Below are 17,535 nucleotides of genomic sequence, written 5' to 3' on the forward strand. Positions count from 1 at the left end.
GGACAGCCCCTAAACGGCAGGAGGATGCATCAGGGTCTGCCAGCACTCCATGACGTAGCGCCTCTCCGCCTCGAACTGGTCCGCCGAAACCTCGCTGTTGAGGCGCTGCAGCGCACGCCGGTGCACAGTCGAGCGCATGGTGATGAACACATCCCGCAGACGCTCAGCCATGGCAGTATCCAGAACACCGGCCTCGCCAAGGGATTCCATCTGGCGGATGTTGTCCGACTGGTGGGTGATGGCCGGGTACCGGTGAGCCCAGGCCAGGATGAGGTACTGGACCATGAACTCGATGTCGATGATCCCTCCCGGATCCTGCTTGACGTGGAATATGCCGGGATCCCCGGAGGCATGGGCATCACGCATGCGCTGGCGCATGGCAACCACCTCCTGGCGCAGAGCCTCGGGGTCGCGCTCATTTGCCAGGATATCATGGCGGATCCGCGCAAACCCTTCGCCGGAAACCTGGCTCCCGGCCACCCAGCGCGCCCGGACCAGGGCCTGATGCTCCCAGGTCCAGGCATCGCGCTCCTGGTAGGTACGGAACGCATCCAGCGTGGAGACCAGCAACCCTGAGTTGCCCGAGGGCCGCAGCCGCATATCCACTTCGTAGAGCTGGCCGGAGGGTGTCTGCGCCTGGAGGATGTGCACCACCCGTTGACCGAGGCGCGCATAGAAGACCGCGTTATCAATGGATTTATCGCCATCGGTCACATTCTGCGGATCACTGTCGTGCACGAACACCAGGTCCAGATCCGAGGTGTAGCCCAGCTCGATACCGCCGAACTTGCCATAGCCGATAATCGCGAAGTCCATCTCAATGGGCTCCCCCTGATCATCCGTGGGCGTGCCGTAGCGCTGGGTCAGATGGTGCCAGGCCAGCACCACCACATGCTCCAGAACGGCCTCGGCAATCCAGGTCAGATAGTCGCTGACCTTCATCAACGGCAGTGTGCCACGGATCTCGGAGGCAGCCACGCGCAGCACATGGGCCTTCCGGAAGTGGCGCAGCGCCTCCATCTGTTCTTCCAGATCGTCCAGCGGAATCCGCAGCATCTGCTGGTTCAGGTCCGCCTGCAGCTGATCCCGGTCAGGCGGCGTATAGAGGCTTTCAGCGTTGAGCAGTTCATCCAGCAGCAGCGGCGTCTCCGCCAGCTGGTCCGCAATCCAGGGGCTGGCCGCGCACAGGCGTACCAGTTCCCGCAATGCCCCCGGATTCTCCGTAAGCAGCAGCAGATAGGCGCTGCGGCGCAGAACCGCTTCCACCAGCGGAAGCACACGCTCCAAAGTGGCGGACGGGGCGTCCTCCTCCGCCAGTGCAGCCAGAAGCCGTGGCAGGAAGCGGTCCAGGCGACGCCGTCCCTCACTCTGGAGAGTGGTGACAACCCGGCCTTCCCGCAGGGATTTCAGCCGTTCCAGTGACTCAGTGGCCGACTCGAACCCGGCCCTTTCCAGCCACTGGCTGGCCGTCTCCTCCCCCAGCGAACCGGCCCAGATCTCTTCCCAGCCATCCTGGCCACCGTCATCCTCTCCCTCGTCCTCTTCCAGAGCGATGATGTCCGCGAAATGCGCGTTGACCCGTTCCCGGTGTGCCTGCAGGTCACCGGCAAGGCTGTCCCAGTCCCCGTACCCCATGATCAGCGCCACCCGCGCCCGGCCCGCCGCATCCGAAGGCAGAGTCTGGGTCTGCTGGTCGGCAATGCCCTGGAGGGCGTGCTCGGTATCCCGGAGCAGGACATAGGCGCTGTCCAGATCCGCGACCACCTCATCCGGCAACAGCTCCATACTCCCAAGGGCAGACAGCACTTCGCGGAGACGGCGCTCCTGGAGGACCGGCTCACGGCCACCGCGGATCAGCTGGAACGCCTGGGCCACAAACTCAATCTCCCGGATGCCACCGGCTCCCAGCTTGATGTTGCTCTCCAGTGAGCGCCGGCGAACCTCGCGCTGGATGAGCTTTTTCATCTCCCGCAGCGACTCGAAGGCGGAGAAATCAATGTAGCGCCGGTAGATGAACGGGTGCAGCAGCTGCTGAAGGTGGCTGGCATGCTCCCTGGGCCCACTGACCACCCGTGCCTTGATCAGCGCATAGCGTTCCCATTCCCGGCCCTGGTTCTGGTAGTACGTCTCCAGGGCACCAAAGCTCATGGCCAGGGGGCCACTCTCGCCGTTCGGGCGCAGCCGCATGTCCACACGGAAGACGAAACCGTCGGCGGTGGGCTGATCCAGCGCGCGGATCAGCCTCTGACCCAGGCGGCTGAAAAAGACCTGATTGTCGACACTGCGCCGTGCGCCTTCGGTTTCGCCACTGCTCGGGTAGGCGAAGATCAGATCGATGTCCGAGGAGAGATTGAGTTCCCCGGCACCCAGCTTACCCATGCCGATCACCAGCAGGGGCTGGGCGACGTGCTCCCCTGTAACCGGATCCGCGCCCATGGGGGTGCCCCACTCGCGGCAGGCATCCGCGTAGAGCCATGAAACCGCGCCATCGATACAGGCGTCGGCCAGCTCGGTCATGGCGCCCATGGTTTCCTCGAGATCCGCTTCGCCCAGCAGATCGCGCCATACGATCCGGAACATCCAGCGTCGCCGGAAGGTCCGCAGGGCCTTCTGGAGTTCCGCCTCCGCCTGGATATGCGGCTGCTGCGCCTGCCAGTCCTCCTGGATCTCACCCGGGCACCAGGGGCGCGTCAGCAGCTCTGACTCGAACAGCGGCTCCAGCACATCGGGGTGGCGCCGCAACTGCTCGAACAGGAAGTCACTGCGGGCAATGGCCTGGATGATGCCCTCGCGATGGGCCTCGAAATGCGCCTGGCTCGCGGAGGATTCCACATCCATGAGACTGCGCCAGCCTTCAGCCGCCTTCTCCCGGAGGGCGTCAGGCAACGGTGCCAGTTCCCCGTCATCCAGAGGGTCCATCATGGTGGTTACCTTCCTGTCGGTGTGCCATCAGCTCGCCGGTTGATGCCGTTCAGACAAGCAGTGCCAGCTGCAGCGGCGCCAACCCGCGCATGGTGGTCAGGGCCTCGCGGGGCGACATGCATTGTACCGCAGCGGATTCGAGCTCCGCTGTGACCTGAGTGTAGGCCTCCCCGGCCCCGGCTGCCTCTGCAGAACCGGACAGTTGTCGATGCAACTGAAGAAAATGCTCCCAGCCAGCCGGATCATCCCCCAGCCAGAAGCGGCACAGGGCATCCAGCCACACCTGGGGACTGGCCCCGGACCCAGCCTCTCCCGATGCGCCCACCCCGGCCAGATGATAGCCCTGCTCAGCCTTGCTGATGCTGTTGAGCAGTGCCGGCACGCTCGCTGTCAGCGCGGTTGCAACCCGCGAGAGAATGCCGGCATCGCCCTCCACCAGTTCCAGCTCGAGTTCACAGAGCGGCTGCTCCTGCCCGCTGGCACGGATCACTCCATTGTCCAGCGCGCATTCGATGCGTGCCCACTGCCCCTGCTCGGACCAGTCAAGCATAAGGACGCGACGCTGGAAGTCCGTGTCAAAGACGGGTGCCAGGTGGCTCAGGGCCGGGTGATCCGCCATGGGGGTGTCAGCCAGAAGCGCCAGGTCCAGGGAAGCTTCCGGTCTTTCCCACTCCCATTCCTGGCGCGCCAGGGCCGCCCCCTGGAGGTGACCGCGGGTTTTCAGGGTCTGGATGTAGCCACTGCCGGTGGCGCGCACGCGCAGAGCCACCCGTTCCGCGTTCAGGGCTCCCTCCGGGGTGTCATAGTAACGGTTGAGGAGCGTCAGGGGCTCGCCCTGCTCCACGGCGCCCCTGGTACTCAGCCAGCCCCCGGCCCGGTCAAGGTTGGCGGGGGTCATGCTGAGTTTGAGCTCGGTCTCGCTCATGGATCAGAACCGGTAACGGGCGCCGACCATCAGATCGAATCGGTCCGGCGTCTGCTCATTGGAACTGGCTTTGTAGCCTTCCACGTACACCGCCATGGACTCGGTCAGATCGTGCATGACCTGGGCCGTGTAGGCGTTGGTGGTTTCGCTATCCAGGTCACCACCGGAAACCTCCTGTGCAAGTTCATCACGCTCCCTTTCCCAGGAAACCGAGAACCGGTTGGGGCCGATGCGGTAGCTGGTCAGCAGGGCCGCCACGCTGGCGATGTCCTTGCGGTGCTGATACTGGGCGGTGAAGTGCCAGCGTTCACCCTCATAGGTCATGCGGCCGCCGTAGGTATTCTCGTTGCCTGCCTGAAGCCGTTCCCGTTCGGAGGGGTTTGCCCCGAGCACGTCGCCGCCGTCATTGGAATCCATACCCAGCGCCCATTCCCAGTTGCCAGGGGTATAGCTCAGGACTGCCTGATAGGGACGGCTTTCCTTCTCCTGGTCGTTTCCGACTTCGGGACTACCATCCTCGTTCAGCTGAACCGCGGCATGCAGCCGGAGGTCGCCCCAGGAGGGTGTGGTGTACTGCACCAGACGGTCACGGCCCGTGGTGTAGGGGCCCAGCGGATGGCGCCTTGTATCACGCCCACCGTCCTCATGGCGGAATTCGCCTTCAAAGAAATTGGCAACGTGGTCGAGCTGCTGTTCATACACGGTATCGTCCACGCCACCCCAGATGCGGCCAAAGTCACCCTCAAGGCCGATGTAGGCGTACTCGACATGCTCATCGAACATCCGGTTCCGGTCTTCATCGGCGCGGGTGGGAATAGAGCGCCACTCAGCACGGAAGAATCCCTCGGTACCCGGCATGAGTTCGGTGCGGTTGCGCAGGCCGATCCAGGAGTTGCTGTCGCGGAAGGCGGTTTCGCTGCCGCGAGCACCATCCGTATCGCGGTGCTCCATCACCAGCCCAAGCTGGCCGTAGATCTCCGGCATCATGTCCAGCCGGTGCGTCAGTGCGTCCACCTCCGCCAGTGTCAGTTCACTGTCGCCGCTGCGGCCCGAATCCTGGGCCTGTACGCCACCAGCCGCCAGCGCGGCCAGTGCCAGAACAATTCCTTTCCGCTTCATGGAACCCCCTAGTGTTATCAGAGCCGGCAGAATACCACTGAGGCCCCACCGGCTAAAGAAACCTCAACGCTACACGCTCAACAGAAACGTTACCGGCCCGTCATTGACCAGCTGTACCTGCATGTCCGCACCAAACCGGCCGGTGGCCAGATGCCCGATCCCGGGCGGTGCCACGTCCACCTCCTGGCGGGCTGCCTCCACAAACGCATTGAACCAGTGTTCGCCGCGCTCGGGCCGGGCCGCGGACGAAAAGGAGGGCCGGCTGCCCTTGCTGGTATCCGCCGCCAGAGTGAACTGGGGCACCACCAGCAGGTCACCGCCGCAATCGCGTAGGCTCCGGTTCATACGCCCCTGTTCATCAGGAAACACACGGTACTCAAGCACGCGCTCCAGCATCCGTTTCTGCTCGGCCGCCCCATCCGTTTTCTGAACCCCAAGAAACAGGAGCAGACCATAACCGACCTCTCCCACGACCTCTCCGTCGATACTGACGCTGGCGCTGCTGACACGCTGTATAAGCCCTTTCAAACAACCTCCTCCTGTCCAGATAACAGCAGCCACTCATGGTGCCAGAAAGCGCCCTGCAATGACGCATACCAGAGTGCACCTGCACCAAAACAGCCCCCAAGGCCAGCCCACAAAGCGCCTCCACCCTCCTGACAACCGCCCCTAACCCTTTTTAGATACTGATTTTAAAGGACTTTATAGAAAAAGGCACAGCGGCTGCTGTGGTAGGGGCAAGTTGCACTGCAACGGAATTAATCAAAACAGCCAACGGAGGCTATTATCATGCAGACTCAACGTACCCGTCTTTTCAGCTGCATCGCTGCCGGATTCATGGGCGCTGGCGCAATGTTCGCCGCGTCACCCGCAGCAGCAGCAAGCTTTGACCCAAGCCTCAGCGCCAGTGTTGGCATTTCCAACATGTACCTCTTCCGCGGCTCCAACCTGAGCGACGGCAGTGCCCATATTTCAGGAAGCCTAGACGTGGACAGTGGCATGGGCCTTTACGCCGGTGTGTGGGCCGCTAGTGGCGATGATAGTTTGGGCCAGGAATATGACCTGTATGCAGGATACTCGACGGACATCACCGAAGACATCTCGATTGATGTCGGTGCGATCAATTACATTTACCCGAAACAAAACCGCACTTCGGAACAAATCGTGAATGACGGAACCGGCAATGCCGAGTTCGCAGAGCAAAGGGTGAGTCAGGACGGCTTCGCCGATTTCTCAGAAGCGTACGCCAGCATCAGCGCTTACGGCGCGTCACTTTCCTACTGGGACAACGTCGCCGGCGCGCCAGGCTACAGCTATACCTCACTGGGCTACGGCTACGGGCCAGTAAGTGCAACCCTTGGACAGGTAAGCACGGATGAGACAGATGACACTCATCTCGACCTCACTTTCCAGTTCAACGATGAGCTTTCTTTCACGGCCAGCACGTGGGTTGATGTGGAAAACGACGCCGAAACCCGTCGCTCGACCCTTATTCAGGTCGCCTACTCCAAGTCGTTCGACTTCTGAGTACTCACTCCTGAAAAAGCCGCCCTTCCCTCAAGGGCGGCTTCCCTGCTGCTACAGCATCCCGAAATCCGGACCGAAGCGATCACTCATAGCTTCGGTTGCCCGGATCAGTGCATCGACGATGGCGGGCTCCGAGGCCGCATGTCCGGCGTCACGGATAATGGAAAGATCCGCTTCCGGCCAGGCATCGTGCAGCGTGACAGCGTTCTCCAGCGGGCAGACCATGTCGTAGCGACCGTGAACCATACGGGCCGGTTTATCGCGGATGGCATCCAGGTTGTCCAGGATCCGGTTTTCCTCGATGAAACCGCCGTTGAGGAAGTAGTGACACTCGATACGGGCGAGGGAGAGCGCCAGATGCGCGTGCCCGAAACGCTCCACCGCTGCCGGGTTCGGGTGCAGGGTGGCACAGCGCCCCTCCCAGATCGCCCAGGTGCGGGCGGCCTGCAGGCGCTCCAGCTCGTTGTCGCTGTGCAGCAGCCGGTGGTAGGCACGGATCAGGTCATCCCGCTCACTCTCCGGGATAAGGGCGATGAAATCCTCCCAGTAATCCGGAAAGATCCGGCTGGCCCCGTCCTGCAGGAACCAGCTGATATCGCGCTCGCGGCAGAGAAAGATACCCCGAAGGATCAGCCCCAGAACCCGCTCCGGGTGGGATTGGGCGTACAACAGACTGAGCGTGGACCCCCATGAACCGCCAAACAGAAGCCACTGCTCAATGCCGAAGAACGCGCGGATGCGCTCCATGTCCTCAAGCAGATGGGCGGTGGTATTGTTCTCTACGGAAGCAAACGGGGTGGAGCGGCCGGAACCGCGCTGATCGAAGAGGATGATGCGGTAGCGCTCCGCATCAAAGAAACGGCGGGCAGTGCCATCACTGCCCGCACCCGGACCGCCGTGAACCACGAGCACCGGGATCCCGTCGGGATGCCCGGACTCCTCCAGGTAGAGACTGTGGCCATCCCCCACGTCCAGGCGATGGGTGGCGTAGGGGGCGATTTCCGGGTAAAGGGTCAGCATGCCCCAAGTCTAGGCGCCCGGGGCAGGCTCAGCCACCCTATTTCTTGCCGGCGCGCTTGCGATCCGTTTCAGTCAGCAGCTTCTTGCGGACCCGCAGGTTATTGGGCGTAACCTCCACCAGTTCATCGTCATCGATGAACTCAAGCGCGTTCTCGAGGGTCATCTCGATCGGCGGGGTCAGCACCAGGTTCTCGTCCGTACCAGCGGCACGCACGTTGGTAAGCTGCTTGCCCTTGGTCGGATTCACCGTCAGGTCATTCTCCCGCGCGTGAATACCGATAACCATACCCTCGTACACCTCGGCGCCCGGGCCCACCATCAGGCGGCCACGGTCCTGCAGCGTAAACAGAGAGTAGGCCGTGGTAGTGCCCTTGACCATGGAAACGATGGCACCGTTATGGCGGTGTTCGGCCATACCACCCTTGACCGGACCCCAGTGGTCAAACACGTGGGTCAGGATACCCGAGCCCTGGGTCAGGGTCAGGAACTGGGAACGGAAACCGATCAGCCCGCGCGCCGGCATGATGAAATCAATCCGCACGCGGCCACGGCCGTCCGGCACCATGTTCTGCATCTCGGCGCGGCGGTTGCCCATCTCTTCCATGACCGAGCCCTGGTGCTGCTCTTCGATGTCGACCACGACCTGCTCGTAGGGCTCTTCCTTGGCGCCGTTGTTCTCACGCTGCACCACTTCGGGGCGAGAGACGCCCAGCTCAAAGCCTTCACGGCGCATGTTCTCGATCAGAACAGCCAGGTGCAGCTCACCACGGCCTGAGACCGTGAACTTCTCCGCTGCATCGCCCTGCTCGACCCGCAGCGCCACGTTGTGCAACAGCTCCTGCTCAAGGCGCTCCTTGATCTGGCGGCTGGTGACGTATTTGCCGTCCTGGCCAGCGAAGGGCGAATCGTTCACCTGGAACGTCATGCTTACGGTCGGCTCGTCCACGGTCAGCGCCGGCATCGCCTCGGGGGCTTCGCGGCTGCAGATCGTATCCGAGATGCGAAGGTTGCTGATGCCGGAGATACAGACAATATCGCCCGCGTTGGCTTCATCCACGTTCACGCGGTTAAGGCCGAGGAAGCCTTTCACTTCCAGCAGCTTGGCATTGCGCTGCTCCCCCTCGCGGTTGATCACGGCTACCTGCTGGCCGGGCTTCATCTGGCCGCCCTTGATGCGGCCCACGCCCAGCACGCCCACGTAGGGGTCGTAGTCCAGCGAGGAGACCTGCATCTGCAGGGATGCATCCGGATCCACGCTCGGTGCCGGAACCTGGTTGACGATCATCTTGAACAGCGAATCCATGTCGTCTTCCAGGGCATCCGGGTCCTCACCGGCAATGCCGTTGAGGGCGGAGGCGTAGACAATCGGGAAGTCCAGCTGGTCCTCGTTGGCGCCCAGTGCATCGAACAGGTCGAAGACTTCGTTGATCACCCAGTCCGGGCGGGCGCCTTCCCGGTCCACCTTGTTCACCACAACAATGGGGTTAAGGCCCTTGGCGAACGCCTTCTGGGTCACGAAGCGGGTCTGGGGCATGGGGCCGTCAACGGCGTCGACCAGCAGCAGGACCGAGTCGACCATGGACATGACCCGCTCCACCTCGCCACCGAAATCGGCGTGGCCGGGCGTGTCGACGATGTTGATCCGGTATTCGCCCCAATTGATCGCAGTATTCTTGGAGAGGATGGTGATGCCCCGCTCCTTCTCCTGATCATCGGAGTCCATGATACGGTCAGTGTCCGATGACTTGCGATCCAGGGTCCCGGATTGCTGCAGCAGCTGGTCGACCAGCGTGGTCTTGCCATGGTCAACGTGTGCAATGATGGCGATGTTGCGAAGATTCTCAATCACGAAAAGGGCCTCTGAATCACTGGTATTTCGAATGAAGGGCGGTGAAAATGAGGGTCGATCCGGGCTTTCCCCGAACCAAGGGCGCGGATTGTACACGAACAGACCGGATTATTCCATGAGGTCATTTCTGCAACGAGTAACAGGGGCATTTTCCGACGGGCCTCTGCTGCAGTCCAAAAACGCACCAGATTGGACCGGCCTCACGCGTTTGTGCACCGTAATAGTGCGTCGTGCAGCGGCGTCAGCGCACCAGGATGACGCCAATGCCCTGTTATGCGGCCAGAAAAGAGCAAATCCGGTAATTGGCAAGCCTTTTGCTTAAGGGTGGTCAGGCACGCGAAAGGCCCCACCACGGTGCACAGGGCCGGAGCCACGAGCACTCTGCTCTACTCAAATGAACCACAGATGGAGTTCTGACATGTCCAAGAACACACTGAAGCTGATCCAGGAACACGACATCAAGTGGATCGACCTGCGATTCACCGACAGCCGCGGCAAGGAAATGCATGTCACCATGCCTGCCAGCGGGGCTGATGACGACTTCTTCACGGACGGCGCCACCTTTGATGGGTCCTCCATCAATGGCTGGAAGGGCATCAACGAGTCCGACATGATCCTGATGCCCGATGATGACGCAGTCACCCTGGATCCTTTCGCGGAAGAGCCCACCCTCAACATCACCTGTGACATCGTTGAGCCGGCAACCATGCAGGGCTATGAGCGTGATCCGCGCTCCGTGGCGCGGCGCACTGAGGATTACATGAAGTCCCTGGGCATCGCGGATGCGGCCCTGTTCGGCCCTGAGCCCGAGTTCTTCGTGTTCGATTCCGCCAAGTGGAAAGTGGACATGGACTCCGCCATGTACGAAATCCACTCCGAGGAAGCCGCCTGGGTCTCCGGTGAGGACTTCGAGCGCAACAACACCGGCCACCGGCCCAAGGTGAAGGGCGGCTACTTCCCGGTACCCCCTGTGGATTCCCTGCACGACCTGCGTGGCGCCATGTGTGCCGCCATGGAATCCATGAACCTTGAGATTGAGGTGCACCACCACGAAGTCGGCACCGCCGGTCAGTGCGAGATCGGCGTTGGCCCGAATACGCTGACCCGCAAGGCGGACGAGGTGCAGATTCTCAAGTACTGCGTGCACAACGTGGCCCATGCCTTCGGCAAGACCGCCACCTTCATGCCCAAGCCGGTGGTCGGCGACAACGGCTCCGGCATGCACGTCAACATGTCGCTGAGCAAGGACGGCAAGAACATGTTCTCCGGCGACAGCTACGCCGGCCTGAGCGAAAATGCCCTCTACTACATCGGCGGCATCATCAAGCATGCCAGGGCCATCAACGCGTTCACCAACGCGTCCACCAACTCCTACAAGCGCCTGGTTCCAGGCTTCGAAGCGCCGGTGATGCTCGCCTACTCCGCGCGCAACCGCTCCGCGTCCATCCGGATCCCGTACACCAACAACCCCAAGGCACGCCGGATCGAGGTGCGCTTCCCGGACCCGTCCGCCAACCCTTACCTGGCGTTCTCCGCGCTGGTCATGGCGGGCCTGGACGGCATCCAGAACAAGATCCACCCCGGCGAAGCCATGGACAAGGATCTCTACGATCTGCCCAAGGAAGAGGCACTGGAAATCCCGACCGTGTCGGAGACCTTCCAGGAAGCGCTGGACGCTCTCGAAGCGGACCACGAGTTCCTGACCCAGGGCGGCGTCTTCACCGAAGACATGATCCAGGGCTACATCGACCTCAAGCGTGAGGATGTAACCCGCTACAACATGACCACCCATCCGGTGGAATTCGACATGTACTACTCCGTGTAAACACGGCTCCAGTACCTGTCAGAACCCGGCCCGGGACAACCCGCGCCGGGTTTTTTGTTGCATTGGCAACGCGGTGCTTGAATAATCGGGAAAGGATATCCGTCCGTCCCGAATCCGGAGGCTCCGTGTTCCGATCAACAATTGCCCTCACAGCGCTGGTCCTGGCCTTTCTCCTGCCCCTGAGCAGCAGCACCGTGGCCGGTGAGATCTACCGGCACGTGGACGAGAACGGCAACGTAACCTATTCGGACGAGCCGGCCGGCGATGACAGCGAAGCCATGGAACTGGAGCCCCTGCCGGAGGTCAGCCTGCCCGATGGCGCAGCGCGCGAACGGCGCAACAGCGAACGCGAGGGCGACGGCGGAAACAACGAAAAGCAGGGCTACGAGTCCATCGAGATCACCCAGCCGGAACACGACAGCGCTTTCTGGCGCGGCGATGGGCTGGTCGTGGTACGCATCCAGTCCCAGCCCTCGCTGCGTTCCGGTCACCGCTTTGCCCTCGAACTGGATGGCGAGAGAACCCGCCAGAGCCGCAGCACCAGCTTCACGCTGGAGAACATGAACCGGGGTACCCACGAGATCGTGATCCATGTGGTCAACGCCAACGGCGAGACAATCGGCTCCTCCGATGTCACCCGATTCACCCTGCACCGCCCCTCGCAACTGAACTGAAGACCCGCTCGCCGGGATCCCCCTGGCGACAAACGCGACTTCGCCCACGCTCAAACTGCAACCGCCTAATGCACTGTATTGGTGCACACGAGAACCTTCTGCATTAGCATGGGGCAGAACGCGATTCCAACCGTGCACTGATTCGGCCCAGCAGCGCTTTTACACCGACCCAGAAGCTGGTTTGATTCTTGCAGAGCCTGTTCCCAGGAGGGGACCTATGACCGAACCCATGCACCAGCGCATCCTGGACAATCTGGCGACAGCGGTTCTGGTGCTCGATCACGACAAACGCACGCGCTACCTGAACCCAGCTGCCGAGATGCTGCTCCAGACCAGTGGCGACCGCATCCGCGGCCTGCCGGTGACCAGTATCTTCGTGGAGCCGGACGCGGCCCTGCAGACGCTCACCGAGACTGCGGCCACCGGCCATACCTTCACCAAGCGCGAAGCGGAACTGCTACTGCCCAGTGGCCAGCTGATCTGCGTGGACTATTCCATCTCACCGTTCCCCGGGGACGACCCCCTGCTGCTGATGGAAATCCAGCAACGGGACCGTCTCCAGCGCATCTCGCGGGAAGAGGAACTCCTCACCCAGCAGGAGACCACGCGTACCCTGGTGCGGGGCATGGCCCACGAGATCAAGAACCCTCTGGGCGGTATCCGTGGGGCGGCCCAGCTGCTGGAACGTGAGCTGGAGAACGCGGAACTGCGCGACTTCACGCGGGTGATCATGGAGGAGGCGGACCGGCTGCGCACCCTGGTGGATCGGATGCTGGGCCCGAACCGGGCCATCGAGACAGCCCCCACCAACATCCATGATGTGGTTGAACATGTGCGTACCCTGCTGGAAGCCGAAGGCGGCAGCCAGGTCAGCCTTGTGCGGGACTACGATCCCAGTATCCCCGAGTTCATGGGCGACCGCGAGCAGCTGATCCAGGCCATCCTCAACATAGCGCGCAATGCCCTGGAAGTGCTTACCAAGCACCCGCCGGAGGATGCAGAGCCCACGATCACCATGCGTACCCGCGCCCTGCGCCAGTTCACCATCGGCCATACGCGCCACCGGCTGGTCTGCCGGGTGGACATCATCGACAACGGGCCCGGCATTCCACGCGAGCTTCAACCGAACATTTTCTACCCCATGATCAGCGGCCGCCCCGATGGCACCGGGCTCGGGCTGGCCATTACCCAGAGCATCGTGGGGCAGCACCAGGGCCTGGTGGAATGTGAGAGCCAGCCCGGCTGCACCCGATTCATCATCTTTCTTCCCCTGGAGGCCTCCGAATGAGCGCCACTGTCTGGATCATCGACGACGACCGCAGCATCCGCTGGGTGCTGGAGCGCGCACTGAGCCGCGCCGACCTTGAAACGGTCAGCTTTGAAAGCGGCGAAGGCATACTGGAACGGCTTGAGCAGGACCAGCCGGATGCTGTGATCAGCGATATCCGAATGCCCGGCATCGATGGCATCACCCTGCTGCGCTCCATCAGTGAACGCTTCCCCATGGTGCCGGTCATCATCATGACGGCCCACTCGGATCTGGACAGCGCGGTCTCTTCCTATCAGACCGGCGCTTTTGAATACCTGCCCAAACCCTTTGACGTGGACGAGGCCCTCTCCCTCATCCAGCGCGCCATTGATCATGGCCGGGAGCAGCGCTCAAGCGCCCGTGAGCGGGAGGCGGAACACGCCGGCGAGAATGCCGAGATCATCGGTGAGGCCCCCGCCATGCAGGAAGTTTTCCGGGCCATAGGGCGCCTTTCGCACTCCAACATCACGGTACTGATCAACGGGGAAAGCGGCACAGGCAAGGAACTGGTCGCACGCGCCCTGCACAACCACAGTCCGCGCTCAGGCGGCCCCTTCGTGGCCCTGAATATGGCCGCCATTCCACGGGACCTGATCGAATCCGAGCTGTTCGGCCACGAGAAAGGCGCCTTCACCGGCGCCAACGCTGCCCGCCAGGGCCGCTTTGAGCAGTCCAACGGTGGCACCCTGTTTCTGGACGAGATCGGTGACATGCCGGCGGACACCCAGACCCGCCTGCTCCGCGTTCTGGCCGACGGCGAATTCTACCGCGTCGGCGGCGCCACACCTGTTCGAGCGGACGTGCGCATCATCGCCGCCACCCACCAGAACCTGGAGGAACGGGTACGCGAAGGCAGCTTCCGCGAGGACCTGTTCCACCGGCTCAACGTCATCCGCGTTCACCTGCCAACGCTCAGCGAGCGGCGGGAGGACATCCCGCTGCTGATGCGCCACTTCCTCAAACAGGCCGCACATGAACTGAATGTCGAGCCCAAGATCCTCAAGGAAGAGACCGAGACCTACCTCAGCACCCTGCCCTGGCCCGGCAACGTGCGTCAGCTCGAGAACGTGTGCCGCTGGCTGACCGTGATGGCCTCCGGCCGCGAGATCCACGTGAACGACCTGCCCCGGGAACTGCTGGAGCAGGAGGAAGGAAGCAGCAACGCCGGCAGCTGGCAGGAGCAGCTGCGCGACTGGGCGGACCGAGCACTGAAACAGGGGAAACACCCGATCCTGGATACCGCGTTACCGGAATTCGAACGCGTGATGATCGAAACCGCCCTCAAACACACCGGCGGCCGGCGGCGGGATGCGGCGAACCTTCTGGGTTGGGGACGGAACACGCTGACGCGCAAGATCAAGGATCTTGGTATGGATGAGCACGCCGAAGAGGCGCCACAGGAAGACTGACCCCCGTTTCTGCTGTAGGAGCGAGCTTGCTCGCGATTGCAGGCCCGTAGCTGCTTCGAATCGCGAGCAAGCTCGCTCCTACTGGACCTCCCGCCAGTAGATGATGCGATCGTGACCCCGATAAACGCCGAAGGTAGCAGTGGCGCTCGGGTTCTGGAGATTGCCGTCGCTGTCGAAAGGTTTCAGCCAGTCAGGCACATTGAGCAGCTCAACCTCACTCTGGCGGTCATCAGGGTCAACCGGATCACGCCCTGAGCGCAGAAGAATCTCATTACCAGATTTGGGTTGGCCACCGGAAAGACCGTACGTCTCCGCTGTAGAGTCTCCTGACCTGACATTATCCGCCACATCCTGCGAAGCGATCTGAATATCTCCTCCATCTTCCTCATTCCAGGGACTGTACTGGAAACACCCTTCCCCGCTTTCCGCAGGAGGAACGTCACTCTCGTCAGCGGTGTTCAGCCTGAAGCGCTCACCATCCCAATACTCAGCCCTGAGCGGCATAATGAGGTCCACGTTCTCCGGGCCGTAAACACTGCCCAGACTGATACGGCCATAACGGATCTCCACACCGGCGGGATCCAGAGTGACAGGGTTCTGACTCTCCATCAGCTGCGCATCACCGTCATCAACACCATCAACCTCCAGAGTGAGATTGCTCGTGAACGGCTCGATCCGTGCGCCCTCAGTCCGGATGTAGATGAATTCATCACCGACGAACTGATAGAGCATATTCCCATCTTCCAGAGGGGTCAGGTCTCCCTCAGGCGCTTGATCAACCGACACGTCGAGACCATTGTCAGCATCCTCTTCAGGGAAGATTCGCGAGACATCTCCGGCCTCCAGCAACTGCCATGTTTCACGATAATTGGTGACCTGAGGCGCGGTCCCTGGTGCCCGATAGGCTTTCGGTGTGATGGTCAGTTCCGGTGCCTGAGCCGGATTATAGCTATGCGGCTGCCCGGTATAGGCAAAGTTGTTGCAGGTTGGCTCAAAAGCCCCGTCTGCCGCCTCGACAGTGAACAGTTCCGGATGGAACCGCCCCACGAAACCCGACCGGCCCCGAACCGTTGCCGGCCGACCAAGATAGCCACCATCCAGTAATGCCTGCACAGCAATACTGCCCGCTTCATCAAATCGGGTCGTAACGGAGCCCTGCCCATCAGTGAACGCATCTACCTCCGGCATACCGGTCAAGCCCGGATCCGCTGGGTTGGGCGGTCCGGCAACCAGGGTAGAGGACAACTCCGCGGCTGGATTACTGGCGCCAAAGGAAGCAGTTGACGCGTTATCCGAAAGATCCGCCCGATTCGTTGGATCCGGCGTCTCATGACCATCCGGCTCCCCATCATCATTGCCATCATCAGCTGCCTGCCACTGTACCGCCCGCACACTGACGTCGAACGGACGCCCCGCAGCCTGAAATGCATCGCCGGTGGGGGATGAAGCGCCTGGATTGTCGGGGACGGAGACATGAAACGCGAATGGGCGAACAGTCCATTCCGGCCCCTGCCCGCTCACCGGCAAGGGGTTCCCTTCTTCATCCTGAACAATACCGGAACTGTCATCCAGGACATTCAATGAATACTGAGCTACATCCGTGGCCTGCCATGGCAGTTCCGCAACACCCTCATTGAACACCACATCAACATTTCCGGATCCTGGCTCCGAGTCTGGCAGGCCACCACTGCCATCCAGAGAGGGGGCCTCTCCGCCTGGATCCTGATCTGCACGATCCAGCCATGCTTTCAGAGCCACGGCACCATCATAAGCAGTAATCGGACCACACTCCTGATCCTGTCCACGTCCATAAGCGGCAATCTCAACTTGATGATCGCGACCGGCAACAAAGTCCGTTCCGAGAGAATCCGAGGACTGGATCTGGAATATGTTTTCCCGGAACTGGATAGGATCCGAGGTCGTGCCTACCTGGACCCCACTATCAACAACGCTGACGGTGAGCCGGTCCGCCAACTCGTTCGCCAGAGCCAGCGTCACCTGACCTTCATCCGCATCAACAAACTGGTACTGTGCAGCACCATTATTGTCATTGTCAGGGGAAGGAGTCAGACCGCCCTCCCCATCCGCAATCGACCAGTTGCCATTGCCTGACGAAGTTGAAAGATCGACAGTCCCGGTATAATCAGCAACCTGTGCCCCCGAGCTATTGATGGCGGTGATCTGGATTGGCAATGGTTCACACACACTGGCAACGGATGAAGCATTGATCTCGAAACCTGCCAGACCTGTGTTGCAGGGTCTACTTTCATTGGCCAGACGCACCGCCTGCGAACTGCTGATCGCACTGGCGGAATAGCGGAACTCATCAAAATCAAACGCCGCGGGGGCGGTTCCATCGGAAAAACCGCCAATCTGGATTGCAGAGTCGGCTTCAACAACGGAACGTCCTCTTTCGTAATCCTCCCTGATGACCTCTTCATTGCCATTCACATACATAACCAGCTCATTGGCTTCAAGATCATGGCTTACGGCAACATGCACCCAGTTCCCTGAGAAAGGATCTGTTTCAGTGCCTGCATCCGGAGTCCATCGCAACTCGCGCTGCCGGATACTGCCCTGTCCCTGGCCCTGCCCCTGACGTGTATGAACGACAAAAACGAGATCCCGACTTCCCCCGCGAAAATCCGCCAGCACTTCAGCCCTTTCGGCATAGAAGTCGGTTACATCGCCTACTGCGACAATACTGGGCGTGTCGCTGGTCTGTTGCCCCTCCTCCATCCGCACCCAGAAGCCCATGCTGAATGAGTCACTGTCATTAGCGACGTCTGATTGGGCAGTTATGTTGCCGTCGGCTGGTATGGATGCAAAACCACAGGTGCCCGGGGAATTGGGAATCGCGCCGTCTTCCCCCGCGCTGACGAAAGATGCTCCGTTTGAGGTGCCCGTATTACCGTTCCCGCTCTGATCCGGAACGGAGGCCGCCCCTCCCCAGTCC

General features: G+C 61.5%; 12 protein-coding genes. 5 read left to right on the forward strand and 7 right to left on the reverse strand.

The genetic code is table 11. The features are described from left to right. Positions 1-9: 9 nt before the first annotated feature. The 4 genes from glnE to dtd form a co-directional block, all read right to left on the reverse strand. Entirely contained in the window at positions 10-2,922 is a 2,913-nt protein-coding gene (gene glnE / locus F3089_RS08510; protein WP_225741717.1) for a bifunctional [glutamate--ammonia ligase]-adenylyl-L-tyrosine phosphorylase/[glutamate--ammonia-ligase] adenylyltransferase, read from the reverse strand. A gap of 49 nt (positions 2,923-2,971) precedes the next feature. Further along, positions 2,972-3,847 carry a CYTH domain-containing protein gene (locus tag F3089_RS08515; RefSeq protein ID WP_151440419.1) on the reverse strand — a complete coding sequence of 292 codons (876 nt, stop codon included), beginning with the start codon at positions 3,845-3,847 and terminating at the stop codon, positions 2,972-2,974. A 3-nt stretch (positions 3,848-3,850) separates the two neighbouring features. Further along, on the reverse strand, positions 3,851-4,966 hold the full coding sequence (locus F3089_RS08520) for a porin (protein ID WP_151440420.1): 1,116 nt from the start codon (positions 4,964-4,966) through the stop codon (positions 3,851-3,853). A gap of 69 nt (positions 4,967-5,035) precedes the next feature. Continuing rightward, positions 5,036-5,494, reverse strand: coding sequence for a D-aminoacyl-tRNA deacylase (gene dtd / locus F3089_RS08525; protein ID WP_151440421.1), 459 nt, complete (start codon positions 5,492-5,494; stop codon positions 5,036-5,038). A gap of 261 nt (positions 5,495-5,755) precedes the next feature. Between dtd and F3089_RS08530 the strand changes: the two genes are divergently transcribed. Further along, on the forward strand, positions 5,756-6,493 hold the full coding sequence (locus F3089_RS08530; protein ID WP_151440422.1) for a TorF family putative porin: 738 nt from the start codon (positions 5,756-5,758) through the stop codon (positions 6,491-6,493). A 51-nt stretch (positions 6,494-6,544) separates the two neighbouring features. On the opposite strand, the gene pip is transcribed toward F3089_RS08530, so the two are convergent. Then, positions 6,545-7,513 carry a prolyl aminopeptidase gene (pip, locus tag F3089_RS08535; protein WP_151440423.1) on the reverse strand — a complete coding sequence of 323 codons (969 nt, stop codon included), beginning with the start codon at positions 7,511-7,513 and terminating at the stop codon, positions 6,545-6,547. A gap of 37 nt (positions 7,514-7,550) precedes the next feature. Beyond that, a complete protein-coding gene (gene typA / locus F3089_RS08540) occupies positions 7,551-9,362 on the reverse strand; it encodes a translational GTPase TypA (RefSeq protein WP_151440424.1) in 1,812 nt (603 codons plus the stop codon). Positions 9,363-9,780: 418 nt separating this feature from the next. Between typA and glnA the strand changes: the two genes are divergently transcribed. The 4 genes from glnA (at position 9,781) to glnG (ending at position 14,579) form a co-directional block, all read left to right on the forward strand. Beyond that, positions 9,781-11,187: a type I glutamate--ammonia ligase gene (gene glnA / locus F3089_RS08545; RefSeq protein ID WP_151440425.1), complete on the forward strand. Its 1,407-nt coding sequence runs from the start codon at positions 9,781-9,783 to the stop codon at positions 11,185-11,187. Positions 11,188-11,312: 125 nt separating this feature from the next. Continuing rightward, positions 11,313-11,861, forward strand: a complete 549-nt coding sequence (locus tag F3089_RS08550) for a DUF4124 domain-containing protein (protein ID WP_192497312.1) — start codon at positions 11,313-11,315, stop codon at positions 11,859-11,861. A 217-nt stretch (positions 11,862-12,078) separates the two neighbouring features. Further along, positions 12,079-13,149, forward strand: a complete 1,071-nt coding sequence (gene glnL / locus F3089_RS08555; protein ID WP_095618180.1) for a nitrogen regulation protein NR(II) — start codon at positions 12,079-12,081, stop codon at positions 13,147-13,149. Beyond that, positions 13,146-14,579, forward strand: a complete 1,434-nt coding sequence (glnG, locus tag F3089_RS08560) for a nitrogen regulation protein NR(I) (protein WP_151440427.1) — start codon at positions 13,146-13,148, stop codon at positions 14,577-14,579. Before glnL ends, glnG begins: the two co-directional genes overlap by 4 nt. Positions 14,580-14,657: 78 nt before the next feature. Here glnG and F3089_RS08565 read toward each other — a convergent pair whose 3' ends face one another. After that, positions 14,658-17,336 (reverse strand): LamG-like jellyroll fold domain-containing protein, encoded by a 2,679-nt coding sequence (locus tag F3089_RS08565; protein ID WP_353623144.1) that lies wholly within the window; start codon positions 17,334-17,336, stop codon positions 14,658-14,660. Between the last annotated feature and the right edge of the window lie 199 nt (positions 17,337-17,535).

Source organism: Halospina sp. K52047b (assembly GCF_008709855.1).
GTDB lineage: Bacteria > Pseudomonadota > Gammaproteobacteria > Pseudomonadales > Oleiphilaceae > Halospina > Halospina utahensis_B.

Excerpts from the sequence above, each read along its gene's own strand:
- F3089_RS08520 (WP_151440420.1), bottom strand. The coding sequence starts at position 4,966 with ATGAAGCGGAAAGGAATTGTTCTGGCACTGGCCGCGCTGGCGGCTGGT.
- F3089_RS08515 (WP_151440419.1), bottom strand. The coding sequence starts at position 3,847 with ATGAGCGAGACCGAGCTCAAACTCAGCATGACCCCCGCCAACCTTGAC.
- F3089_RS08530 (WP_151440422.1), top strand. The coding sequence starts at position 5,756 with ATGCAGACTCAACGTACCCGTCTTTTCAGCTGCATCGCTGCCGGATTC.
- glnE (WP_225741717.1), bottom strand. The coding sequence starts at position 2,922 with ATGATGGACCCTCTGGATGACGGGGAACTGGCACCGTTGCCTGACGCC.
- glnG (WP_151440427.1), top strand. The coding sequence starts at position 13,146 with ATGAGCGCCACTGTCTGGATCATCGACGACGACCGCAGCATCCGCTGG.
- glnL (WP_095618180.1), top strand. The coding sequence starts at position 12,079 with ATGACCGAACCCATGCACCAGCGCATCCTGGACAATCTGGCGACAGCG.
- F3089_RS08565 (WP_353623144.1), bottom strand. The coding sequence starts at position 17,336 with ATGGGCTTCTGGGTGCGGATGGAGGAGGGGCAACAGACCAGCGACACG.
- pip (WP_151440423.1), bottom strand. The coding sequence starts at position 7,513 with ATGCTGACCCTTTACCCGGAAATCGCCCCCTACGCCACCCATCGCCTG.
- glnA (WP_151440425.1), top strand. The coding sequence starts at position 9,781 with ATGTCCAAGAACACACTGAAGCTGATCCAGGAACACGACATCAAGTGG.